Below are 12,372 nucleotides of genomic sequence, written 5' to 3'. Positions count from 1 at the left end.
TTGTCTGGGACGAAACGTTATTTCGGGGGTGTTCAGCACGTGCAGGCGAAATTGGCTAGCACGTCCACCACAACGCCTTTGGCTTCGCGATAAGCGGCGGCGAGTTGCGTGGCCTGGCGGGCGATCAGCGTCATGGCTTCCTCCGGTTTGTTCTGGTGGATCGGGGCCGATCCATGGAGGTGAGAATAGCAAAGACTATCTGTTTATCGAATTCAATTAACTTAATCTATGCGATAGGTCGAATGAATCCTGGGCGCACGAGGATTGAAAGAAGCGGGGAAATGGTGCCGGAAGCCGCGCCCAGTCTGGACGCGGTACGAGCTAAATCCAGCTAAGACAGGATTAGTTGACGGCGGCAGGCAACTCTAGCCGCGTGACACCCGGGAGATTGCAGGCAGCGATTGCGTCGCAAATGGCTTCGATAGCCGGCATCCGCGTGAAGCTCTTGCGCCACGCCAGCACGACGCGCCGGTCCGGGATCGGGTCATCGAAGGGGACGTAGCTCAGGAGACCCGCATCCACGCCGCCCGCGTGCGGTTTCACTTCCATCACCGACATCCGCGGCAGCACGGTAATGCCAACGCCGCTGGCCACCATATGCCTGATGGTTTCCAGCGATGACCCTTCGAAGGTCTTCTGGATTCCGTCCGCGTTCTGCGAAAAACGCATGAGTTCAGGGCACACGCCGAGCACGTGATCGCGGAAACAATGGCCGCTGCCCAGCAGCAGCATGGTTTCCAGCTTCAGGTCGTCGGCATTGATCTTGGGGCGGTTTTCCCACGGATGACCCGCCGGCATGGCGACGACAAAGGGTTCATCAAATAGCGGGCGCACCATCAAGCCCGTTTCCGGAAACGGCAGCGCCATGATGGCGACATCGATTTCGCCCTGTTTCAGCAGTTCGATCAGCTTGAGCGTGTAATTTTCCTGCAGCATCAGCGGCATCTGCGGGACGCGCTTGATCATCTGCTTGACGAGCGTGGGCAGCAGGTACGGCCCAATGGTGTAGATCACGCCAAGACGCAGCGGCCCGACCAGCGGGTCCTTGCCGAGTTTTGCGATTTCCTTGATGGCGAGCGTCTGTTCCAGAACGCGCTGTGCCTGCGTGACGATCTGTTCGCCGATCGGCGTAACGCTGACTTCGCTGGTGCCGCGCTCGAAAATCTGCACGTTCAGTTCATCTTCCAGCTTCTTGATTGCTACCGACAAGGTCGGCTGACTCACGAAACACGCCTCGGCCGCACGGCCAAAATGCCGCTCGCGCGCCACCGCAACGATGTACTTCAATTCGGTAAGGGTCATTAGGGGCCAATCAGAGTCATTGAATCGATAGGATTTGACTTATACACCCGTCAGGGGGATTCGCCAACTGCGACCATGCGAAGCCTTGGACTCCGCGGAGGAAATCTCCCGCGCGCCATCGGTCTCGGCATGCAATCGCGGCAGACCGTGCTTGCATGCAGTCGCTTAAGACCCGCGAAATCGCGCTGCGTTCAAGCTTTCAGATATTGCTCGCGCGCACCAAGCCATCGCGCCAGGTGATTTGTGACGGCCTCGGGGAACTGGGCGAGCATCTGGTCCGCCGCCGCGCGCGCCGGTTCGATCAGCCAGCCATCGTTTTCCAGGCTCGCAAAACGCAGCATCGCCGCACCCGACTGACGTGCGCCAAGGAACTCGCCGGGACCGCGGATCTCCAGGTCGCGACGGGCGATTTCGAAGCCATCGGTGGTTTCACGCATCGTCTGCAAACGGGCGCGCGCTGTCTGCGACAACGGCCCGGCGTACATCAGCACGCACACGGATGCCGCGCTGCCCCGCCCCACGCGGCCACGTAACTGGTGAAGCTGCGCCAGGCCAAAGCGCTCGGCGTGTTCAATCACCATCAGCGACGCGTTCGGCACGTCCACACCGACTTCGATCACCGTCGTCGCGACCAGCAACTGGACCTCGGCGCGCGTGAACGCATCCATGACGGCGGCTTTCTCGGCGGGCGGCAAACGCCCGTGTACAAGCCCGATGCGCAATTCCGGCAACGCGGCAACCAGCGTCTCGTACGTCTCTACCGCCGTCTGCAATTGCAGCGTCTCGCTTTCTTCGATCAGCGGACACACCCAATACACTTGCCGCCCGGTCAACGCCGCTTCGCGCACGCGGGCAATCACTTCTTCGCGGCGGTTATCGGCGACGAGTTTGGTCAGGATCGGCGTGCGCCCCGGCGGCAATTCATCGATCGTCGATACATCCAGATCCGCGTAATACGTCATGGCGAGCGTGCGCGGAATCGGCGTGGCCGACATCATCAGTTGATGCGGCTGGAAGTTGTTGACGCCATCGGCGGCGTTGTGCGCCTTGGCTCGCAACGCAAGCCGCTGAGCGACGCCAAACCGATGCTGCTCATCGACGATCACAAAACCAAGACGCGCAAACTCCACCGCGTCCTGAATGATTGCGTGCGTGCCGATCACCAATTGCGCTGCGCCCGATGCGGCCGCTTCTAGCGCCGCTCGTTTTTCCTTCGCCTTCAGGCTGCCGGCGAGCCATGCCACCGTCACGCCGAGCGGCTCGAGCCACGCGCGAAGTTTGCGGGCGTGTTGTTCAGCAAGGATTTCGGTTGGCGCCATCAACGCAGCTTGATAACCAGCGTCGATGGCTTGCGCGGCAGCAAGCGCCGCCACGATCGTCTTGCCGCTGCCTACGTCGCCTTGCAACAGGCGCTGCATGGGGTGCGGCAACATGAGTTCGCCCGATATCTCGGCGCACACGCGTTCCTGCGCGCCGGTCAGCTTGAACGGCAAAGTATTTAGGAAGCGCGCGACCAGCGATTCCGGCACATGCTGCAAGCGCGGCATCACCGGAGCCGCACGCGTGCGGCGTTCCTCGTGCGCACGTTTGAGCGACAACTGCTGCGCGAGCAACTCCTCGAACTTGATGCGCGTCCACGCCGGATGCGTGCCGTCGATCAACGCGTTTTCATCGGAATCAGCGTGCGGGTGATGCAGCGTTTTGACGGCATCGAGCAACGCGGGCACATTCAGCGGATCCAGATGCGCGCGGGAGATTTTTTCCGGCAGCAACTCGGGCAGATGAACCCGCGACAATGCGCTGTCGATGGCCTTGCGCAAATACGCCTGCGACACCCCCGCCGTGCTCGGATACACCGGCGTCAACGCTTGCGGCAGCGGCGTGTCCTCATCCACCGGACGCACCGACGGATGCACCATCTCCATGCCGAAAAAACCGCCGCGCACATCGCCACGCACGCGCAGGCGCACGCCGATTGCCATCTGCTTGACTTGAGAACCGTAGAAATTGAGGAAACGCAGGGTGAGTTCGTCGCCGGCGTCGTCGTGGATCTTGACGAGCAACTGTCGACGCGGGCGGTACGCGATCTCGTTGTCGAATACCACGCCTTCGGTTTGGGTGTTGTCGCCGGGGATCAGGTGGCCGATCGGCGTGATGCTGGTTTCGTCCTCGTAGCGCATCGGCAGATGCAGCACGAGATCGATATCGGATTTGAGGCCGAGCTTGGCGAGCTTATCGACGGGTTTGGGGGGCGCGGCGGCGGGTTTCAGCGGCTGGATCTTGTCCGCGGCGATCTCCAGATTCGCTAGCGTTTTCGCACCCGCCGCTCGCCCCCGCTTGCGCTTTTCTACGGGCGCGTCGGGTTCACCGGCTGCATCGGGAGCATCTTCAGCGTCAGGCGCAACGAGCAAACGGCGGTCGGACAAGGGCATCTAATCTCTTCAAAGTACAATATCGGCTTCGTTCGGCACGGCGAGACGGTCATTATTGGCGCGCCGGGCGGTATTTGCGGGTTCGTTAAAGCGCCTGAATAGCTATCCGGCAATGGCTTTTTGCCCCTTGGTTATATGGACCGCAGCCGCGAAATCAAAGGCTTTCCGGAGTGAAACTGGCAAGCCGCGCTGTGATTTCGAAAGGCCGCGACGTTATATGAAACCGTCGCAACGGTCGATCAGGCAGCCGGGCCATGAAACCTGAAAAACCGCACCGGGCCCATGCCCACCCGCGTCCCCTTGCCAAACTAACGCGCGTTTGATCGCGCATCGACTCGCTTTCCCCATGTTCACGCTTTCCGACTTCGATTTTAATCTGCCGCCCGAGCTGATCGCGCAAACGGCGCTCACCGAGCGCAGCGCGAGCCGTTTGCTCGACGTGGATAACCACGCCGCGACCGCCGCCTTCACCGATCGCCATTTCACCGAACTGCCGAACCTGCTCGAACCCGGCGACCTGCTTGTCTTCAACGATACCAAAGTCCTGAAGGCTCGGTTCCTCGGCCAAAAGGCCAGCGGTGGCCGTATCGAGGTGCTGGTCGAGCGCCTGACCGGCGCAACCACTGCGCTGGCGCAGGTCCGCGCCAGCAAAAGTCCGTTGCCGGGCACGAAACTCGTTCTCGCCGATGCATTCGAGGTCACTGTCGGCGAGCGCGTGGAACCGTTCTACACGCTGCATTTCCCGGCCGATTGCCTCACGCTGATCGAGCAATATGGCCGCCTGCCGTTACCGCCGTATATAGAGCACGATCCCGATTCCTTCGATGAAACCCGCTACCAGACCGTCTACGCGGCGAACCCCGGCGCGGTCGCGGCGCCCACGGCCGGTCTGCATTTCGACACGGCGCTGTTTGCCGCGCTCGACGCGCGCGGCGTGGAGCGTGCAACGCTGACGCTGCACGTGGGCGCGGGCACGTTCCAGCCTGTGCGGGTGGAGAACCTCGCGGAGCACAAGATGCATAGCGAATGGTATCGGCTGCCGCAGCAACTCGCGGACAAGATCACGGCGACGAAAGCGCGGGGAAACCGGGTGATTGCAGTCGGCACGACGTCGCTGCGGGCGCTTGAGGCGGCTGCGCGTGATGCCGCCGAAGCTGGCCGGCCGCTCGCGGAAACCAGCGCCGAGACGGACATTTTCATCACGCCGGGATATCGGTTTCGAGTGGTCGACCGGCTCGTAACGAACTTCCATTTGCCGAAATCCACGCTGATGATGCTGGTGTCGGCGTTCGCCGGCATGGACCCGATTCGCGCGGCGTATGCGCATGCGATTGAAGAGCGGTATCGGTTCTTCAGTTACGGCGATGCGATGCTGCTCACGCGGCAAACGGCGGCTTGAGAACGCCGTCTGTGACGCAGCCGCAACGAAAGAACGATTGAATGTGCCGCGTACCATGGTGCCGGTCGCAATCACCTCACCCAATTTCGCCTTCCCTCAAGACCAATTGAGCGGGTCACGTAAGATCCGAGGCGCCCGAAAACCCTACCCATCTGCGCCGGACTTGCCGGTCCGGAGTTGGCACTTCAGTGCCTTACTCCGGCCCCATGCAAAGCTGCTTCCGGTGGCACAGGAGCTTTTGTATGACCGAAGCAAGCAGCACGACCGATACCCTTGATACAACCCAACGCCCGGAAAACGGCCTCAAGTTCGAGCTGATTACCACGGACGGCCAGGCCCGTCGCGGCCGCGTGACCTTGAACCACGGCGTGGTCGAAACACCGATCTTCATGCCTGTCGGAACGTACGGAACGGTGAAGGCCGTCGCGCCGCGCGAGCTTGAGGAAATGAACGCGCAGATCATCCTCGGCAACACGTTCCACCTCTGGCTGCGCCCCGGGCTCGAAACGATCGCGGCGCACGGCGGTCTGCATCGGTTCATGAACTGGCATCGTCCCATCCTCACCGATTCCGGCGGTTTCCAGGTCTTTTCCCTCGGCGATCTGCGCAAGATCACCGAGGATGGCGTCACGTTCGCGTCACCCATCAATGGCGACAAGCTGTTTTTATCGCCGGAAATCTCGATGCAGATCCAGAAGGTGCTGAACTCCGACATCGTGATGCAGTTCGACGAATGCACGCCGTACGCCACCAACGACGTGCCCACGCCGCATCAGGACGCAGCCGACTCCATGCGCATGTCGATGCGCTGGGCCAAGCGTTCAGTGGACGAATTCGCCAAGGGTGAAAATCCGAACGCGCTGTTCGGCATTGTCCAGGGCGGCATGTTCGAAGATTTGCGCGACGAATCGCTGGCGGGTCTCGCCGATATCGGTTTCCACGGCTTCGCGATCGGCGGTTTGTCCGTTGGCGAGCCGAAGGAAGACATGATGCGCGTGCTGGAGCACATCGGCCCGAAGCTTCCCGCCGACAAACCGCATTACCTGATGGGCGTCGGCACGCCGGAGGACCTGGTGGCAGGCGTGGCGTCGGGCGTCGACATGTTCGACTGCGTGATGCCGACCCGCAACGCACGTAACGGCTGGCTGTTCACCCGTTTCGGCGACGTCAAGATCCGCAACGCGGCGCATAAAAACTCGCTCAAGCCACTCGATGAAACCTGCGGTTGCTACACCTGCCGTAACTTCACGCGCGGTTATCTGCACCATTTGCATCGCGTGGGTGAAATCCTCGGCTCGCAACTGAACACGATTCACAACCTGCACTACTACCTGCAGCTCATGCAGGAAATCCGCGATTCAATCGAAAATCACGCGTTTGACGCATTCGTGAAGCAGTTTAAAGAGGATCGCGCACGTGGAATTGACTGACCGGATGGCTAACGTCAGGCCATTGAATCTGCAATCGGCTTGATAAACATTACAATCGCTTTACGTCACGCTTTAACAGCTTGATCACAAAGCGCATTCCGCGCTTGCGTGGCGTGGCCCGGTGGTAGAATAGCGGGCTAATTTTCTGATCGTTACAACGGAGAGACGGACGTGGATTTTATTTCGAAGGCCTTCGGCGGCGGCGCAGATGGCGCCCAGTCGAGCATCATGAGCTTCTTGCCGCTCATTTTGATGTTTGCAGTACTGTATTTCATCATGATTCGTCCGCAAATGAAGCGCCAGAAGGAACATCGCAATATGCTGTCCGCCATGGCGAAGGGCGACGAAGTGGTCACGAACGGCGGTATTGTCGGTAAGGTCACGAAGGTGACGGATGCGTACGTTGGCGTCGAGATTTCGGAAGGTACGGAAATTACCATCCAGAAGGCTGCTGTCACGACGATCCTCCCGAAAGGCACGATCAAGTCGCTCTAAGGTCAACTTTTCTCGCGTCCGGCGCGGCCTCCGCGGCCAGTTGCCCGCTCATCGCCGGACGCGTCGCTTACCCCTCCTCGCCAACTCTCCTGTTCGGCCATCCCCATGAATCGCTACCCACTTTGGAAATATGCCGTGATGCTGGTGGCGCTAGTCATCGGCCTCGTCTATACACTGCCCAATTTTTTCGGCGAAGCGCCGGCGGTGCAGGTATCGAGCGGCAAGGCAACGGTCAAGCTGGATTCAACCACGCTTGCCAACATCGAAAACGCGCTGGCCGCCGACAAGGTTACGCCCGATGAAGTGACGTTCGACAATTCGTCGTTGAACTCCAACATCCGCGTGCGCCTGAAAGACACCGACACGCAGTTGCGCGTGAAGGATCTGTTGCAGAAAACGCTCAACAGCGACCCGAGCGATCCTCAATATATCGTCGCGCTGAATTTGCAGGCAGCCTCCCCGCGCTGGTTGAGCGCGTTGCACGCGCTGCCCATGTACCTCGGCCTGGACTTGCGCGGCGGTGTCCACTTCCTGTTGCAAGTGGACATGGCGGGTGCGCTGAACAAGAAACTCGACTCGAACGCCGCGGATGCCCGCGCGCTGTTACGCGATAAAAACATCCGCGATGGCGGTGTGAATCGCGTGAATCAATCGGTCGTGGTGAATTTCGCCGATCAATCTGCAGCCGACGCCGCGCGCACTCTGCTGACGGGTGGCCTGAGCGAACTGCAATGGGCGACGCGTCAGGGCGGTGACGGTTACCAGGTGGTCGGCACGTTCACGCCGGCCGCGCAAAAGCTGGCGGAAGACAGCGCGCTGAAACAGAACATCGTCACACTGCACAACCGTGTGAACGAACTCGGCGTGGCCGAGCCGGTGATCCAGCAGCAAGGCTCGGACCGGATCGTGGTCGAATTGCCCGGTGTGCAGGACACGGCGAAGGCGAAGGACATCATCGGCCGGACGGCGACGCTTGAAGCCCGTCTCGCCGATCCGACCAATACCCATCCCGGTCCGAACGACCCGGTTCCTCCCGGCGACGAACTCTTCACGCAGGGCAATAACGGCCCGACGCTCGTGAGAAAGCAGGTGATCTTCACGGGTGACCGGATCATCGATGCGTCGGCGGGTTTCGACGAACATCAGCGTCCGTCAGTGAACATTCGCCTGGACGCCGCCGGCGGCCGTGCAGTGAGCAGCGTGTCGCGCGACAACATCGGTAAGCCGATGGCCATGATCCTGTTCGAAAAGGGCAAAGGCGAAGTGCTGACGGTTGCGACCATCCAGTCCGAGCTCGGCGACCGCTTCCAGATCACGGGCCAGCCTTCACCGCAAGCTGCCGCCGACCTCGCGCTGTTGCTGCGCGCGGGATCGCTCGCAGCGCCTATGGACATCATCGAAGAACGCACGATCGGCCCGAGCCTTGGCGCCGACAACATCAAGAAGGGCTTCGATTCCGTGCAGTACGGTTTCGCCGCGATCGCCGTCTTCATGATCGCGTACTACATGCTGTTCGGCTTGATCTCCATGTTGTCGCTGTCGGTGAATCTGTTGCTGCTGATCGCCATTCTCTCGATGCTGCAGGCCACGCTGACGCTGCCGGGTATTGCGGCTATTGCACTGGCACTCGGTATGGCAATCGACGCGAACGTGCTGATCAACGAGCGGATCCGCGAGGAGCTGCGTAACGGCGCGCCGCCGCAACTTGCTATCCAGAACGGTTTTGCGCATGCATGGGCAACAATTGTCGACTCGAACGTGACGACGCTTATCGCCGGTCTGGCGCTGCTGGCGTTCGGTTCCGGTCCGGTGCGCGGCTTTGCGGTCGTGCACTGTATCGGCATCCTGACGTCGATGTTCTCGGCCGTGTTCTTCTCGCGCGGCCTCGTGAACCTCTGGTACGGCGGCAAGAAGAAGTTGCAGTCGCTCGCAATCGGCCAAGTCTGGCGTCCCGCCGGCAGCGACACGGCTGCGGCCACTGCTGCTTACCTGGCAAACGAGCGTGGCGACGACTCCGACGTCGATCAAGTCGTCCTGCCTGCTACGCGCGCCAAAGCACCGGCTCCGGCCCGCTCCCAAAAGCAGGCCGCGCCGCCTGTCCGTACCGGCAAGCCGGTCGCGCGGCGTCGCTCGGGGCCTGGTATTGAACCGAAAAAACCCGGCTCGTCCAACTGAGTCCCGGAGAATAAATCATGGAATTCTTTCGTATTCGCCGCGACTTACCGCTGATGCAGCGCGCGTTGATCTTCAACGCAATCTCGCTCATCACGTTCCTCGCGGCTGTGTTTTTCCTCGTGCATCGTGGACTACATCTGTCGGTGGAGTTCACCGGCGGGACGGTGGTGGAAGTGCAGTATCCGCAAGCGGTGCCGCTTGAACCGGTGCGCGGCACATTGGGCGCGCTCGGTTATCCCGATGCCCAGGTGCAGAACTTCGGCACGTCACGTGACGTACTGATTCGCCTGCCGTTGAAGCAGGGTTTGACGTCGGCGCAGCAGAGCGATCAGGTGATGACCGCGTTGAAGAACCAGGACGCGCAAGTGCAGTTGCAACGCGTGGAGTTCGTCGGTCCGCAGGTCGGTAAAGAACTCGTGACCAACGGCTTGCTTGCGCTGGCGTGCGTGGTGATCGGTATCGTGATCTACCTGTCGTTCCGCTTCGAGTGGAAATACGCGGTAGCCGGCGTGATCGCCAACTTGCACGACGTGGTGATCATTCTTGGCTTCTTCGCGTTCTTCCAGTGGGAGTTCTCGCTCTCCGTGCTGGCGGCTATTCTCGCGGTGCTCGGGTATTCGGTGAACGAGTCGGTCGTTATCTTCGACCGGATTCGTGAGACCTTCCGCAAGCAACGCAAGATGACGGTGATCGAGGTGATCAACCACGCCATCACCAGCACTATGTCGCGAACCATCATTACCCACGGCTGTACGGAAATGATGGTGTTGTCCATGTTCCTGTTCGGCGGCGCAACGTTGCATTACTTCGCGCTGGCGCTGACGGTCGGGATCTTGTTCGGTATCTATTCGTCGGTGTTCGTCGCGGCCGCGCTGGCCATGTGGCTGGGCGTGAAACGCGAAGACCTGGTGAAAGACAAGAAGCCGAAATACGATCCGGGCGATCCGAACGCAGGCGCTGAGGTTTGATCGCAGGCTCCAGGATGTGAGCTTCGAGATTTAAAAAAAGGCCGATTCTTGCGAATCGGCCTTTTTTGCTTTTGAGCCGGCAATTCGAACGTCTACGTGCCAACAAGCCCACCCGAAACCGTCACTTGAATCCCAGCCGCTTGCGCGCCGCCATCAATGCGACGAGGCTCACCACAGCGGCAAAAATGAGATAGAAGCTCGGCGCGGCTTTCGACCCCGTCGATGCAATCAGCCACGTGATGATGAACGGCCCAAATCCGCCGAACACCGTGACCGCAATGTTATAAGCCAGCGACATTCCGGTCGTGCGCGTGGCAACCGGAAACATCTCCGATAACAACCCCGGCAGCGCCGCGAAGTACCCGGTCATCAAGACGCCGAGCACCGCTTGAACGACCAGCAGCGTGCCGAAAGTCGGATGGCCGACGAGCCAGGTGAAGAGAGGAAAGATCAACACGAGCAATAGCACCGCCGAGATCAGCATGATGCGCGTGCGGCCGTGGGTATCGGAGAGATGACCTACGAAGGGTGAAAGCACCATCTGGATCGCGCCCGTGAGCAGGATCGCGGAGAAAGCCACCGATGGCGCAAGCCCCAACTGGCGGATCGCATACGTCGGCATGAAGAGCACGAGATAAGTCGCCACCGTGCCCAGGACCACCGTTCCAATGGCGATCAGCAAGCGTTCCTTGTTCGACGCGAAGGTGTCGCGCAAAGGCGTCGTGGTAGGAACGGCTGCAAGGAATTCCGGCGTTTCGTCGAGGCGAGTGCGGATGTAGTACGCCACCGGCCCGATGAGCAAACCAAAGATGAACGGCACACGCCAGCCCCATGTACTCATCTGTTCCGGCGAGAGGTTGCCGGTCAGCACTACGCCGAATATCGCCGCAAGGAGCGTGGTCAAGCCCTGGCTTGCGACTTGCCAGCTCGCGAAGAAACCACGCCGGCCGGGAACGTGCTCGGCCAGGAACGCCGTCGCGCTGCCAAACTCACCGCCGGCAGAAAAGCCCTGCATCAGGCGCGCGAGCACCAGGATCAGCGGCGCGGCAACCCCGATGGACGAGTAAGTGGGCAACACCGCAATGATGAACGTGCCCATCATCATCAACAGGATGGACAGCGTGAGCGCGGCCTTGCGCCCTGCCCTGTCGGCATACGCGCCCAGCACGATGGCGCCGAGCGGCCGCATGAAAAACGATACGCCAAACGTTCCGAGTGTCAACAGGATGGACACCGAGTCGTTGCCCGACGGAAAAAACAGCTTCGAGATAACGACCGCGAAGAACCCGTAGACCACGAGGTCGAACCATTCGAGCGCGTTGCCTATGGACGCGGCGACCACCGCGCGCCACGCGGCGGGGCGACTGATCGGTACTGCTGATGACGTACTGCTCATGCATCTCTCCTCTGTCGATGTAACGGGCTGCCGGCAAGTATGTAAACGCCACCGACTGTGCCACACCGAAAACCGGATCGATATCCTCGCAATACCGGGTGCGAAAAAAAACCGCTTCAGTCTGAAGCGGTTTTCTTATCCAGCGGGAAAAACGTCCGGCTTACTGCTTCACGCCTTCGGCTTGAATATGCAGCGTCGTCTTCATCTTGAAGCCATATGCCTTTCCGTAGTCCACGCCGAAGTCGCCGCGATCGAACGTACCCGTCGATTCCGTGCCGCACACTTCCTTCTTCAGCATCGGATGCATGATGCATTTGAACGATTCGATCTTCAGGTTCACCGGCTTCGTCACGCCATGCAGCGTCAGCTCGCCGATCACTTCAACCGGCACATCGCCCTTGAACTTCATCGACGTGCCCTTGTAGGTCGCCGTCGGGAACTTGTCGGTGTCGAAGAATTGCGCGCTCTTCAGTTCACCATTCAGCTTTTCATTGCCGATATCGACCGACGTCATGTCGATGGTCGCTTCCAGCGTACCCGTCTTCGCAGCGCGATCGAGCGTCACGGTGCCGCTGCTCTTCGTGAACTTGCCGCGCCAAACCGAGAGGCCGCCAAAGTGGTCAGCTTCGAAGCTCGGGGACGTGTGGCTCGGATCGAGCTGATACGTGGCTTCTTCAGCCATCGCGTTGAACGAAAGGGCCGCGAAAAGCGCGCCGGCGGCTGCAAACAAAAGGGTCTTTTTCATGAGTTTTCCTGGATGAATGTGATGATCGAT

9 protein-coding genes are annotated in these 12,372 nt (G+C 60.4%); 5 read left to right on the top strand and 4 right to left on the bottom strand.

From position 1 onward, the window contains the following. Nucleotides 1-342 precede the first annotated feature (342 nt). Together ACSOSP_RS15630 and recG are read right to left on the bottom strand one after the other, a co-directional pair. Entirely contained in the window at nt 343-1,302 is a 960-nt protein-coding gene (locus ACSOSP_RS15630; protein WP_455308067.1) for a hydrogen peroxide-inducible genes activator, read from the bottom strand. Between the two features lie 191 nt (nt 1,303-1,493). Continuing rightward, on the bottom strand, nt 1,494-3,734 hold the full coding sequence (gene recG / locus ACSOSP_RS15625) for an ATP-dependent DNA helicase RecG (protein ID WP_455308065.1): 2,241 nt from the start codon (nt 3,732-3,734) through the stop codon (nt 1,494-1,496). Nucleotides 3,735-4,080: 346 nt separating this feature from the next. Between recG and queA the strand changes: the two genes are divergently transcribed. The 5 genes from queA to secF all read left to right on the top strand — a co-directional run bounded on the left by queA (nt 4,081) and on the right by secF (nt 10,201). Beyond that, nucleotides 4,081-5,133, top strand: coding sequence for a tRNA preQ1(34) S-adenosylmethionine ribosyltransferase-isomerase QueA (gene queA, locus ACSOSP_RS15620; protein ID WP_455308064.1), 1,053 nt, complete (start codon nt 4,081-4,083; stop codon nt 5,131-5,133). A gap of 242 nt (nt 5,134-5,375) precedes the next feature. Next, the gene (tgt, locus tag ACSOSP_RS15615) at nt 5,376-6,563 is read left to right on the top strand and encodes a tRNA guanosine(34) transglycosylase Tgt (protein WP_455308062.1); all 1,188 of its coding nucleotides are present in this window, start codon (nt 5,376-5,378) and stop codon (nt 6,561-6,563) included. A 171-nt stretch (nt 6,564-6,734) separates the two neighbouring features. Next, nucleotides 6,735-7,058: a preprotein translocase subunit YajC gene (yajC, locus tag ACSOSP_RS15610; RefSeq protein WP_062091715.1), complete on the top strand. Its 324-nt coding sequence runs from the start codon at nt 6,735-6,737 to the stop codon at nt 7,056-7,058. Between the two features lie 105 nt (nt 7,059-7,163). Then, a complete protein-coding gene (gene secD / locus ACSOSP_RS15605) occupies nt 7,164-9,233 on the top strand; it encodes a protein translocase subunit SecD (protein ID WP_455308060.1) in 2,070 nt (689 codons plus the stop codon). A gap of 17 nt (nt 9,234-9,250) precedes the next feature. After that, nucleotides 9,251-10,201: a protein translocase subunit SecF gene (secF, locus tag ACSOSP_RS15600; protein ID WP_455308058.1), complete on the top strand. Its 951-nt coding sequence runs from the start codon at nt 9,251-9,253 to the stop codon at nt 10,199-10,201. A gap of 121 nt (nt 10,202-10,322) precedes the next feature. Here the strand turns inward: secF and ACSOSP_RS15595 are convergent, their stop codons facing one another. Next, nucleotides 10,323-11,597, bottom strand: coding sequence for an MFS transporter (locus tag ACSOSP_RS15595; RefSeq protein WP_455308056.1), 1,275 nt, complete (start codon nt 11,595-11,597; stop codon nt 10,323-10,325). A 160-nt stretch (nt 11,598-11,757) separates the two neighbouring features. Next, nucleotides 11,758-12,342, bottom strand: a complete 585-nt coding sequence (locus ACSOSP_RS15590) for a YceI family protein (protein WP_455308054.1) — start codon at nt 12,340-12,342, stop codon at nt 11,758-11,760. Between the last annotated feature and the right edge of the window lie 30 nt (nt 12,343-12,372).

The organism is Caballeronia sp. KNU42, assembly GCF_053760385.1.
Note: the sequence above shows the minus strand (reverse complement) of the source record. Positions and strands in the feature narration are given on the sequence as shown.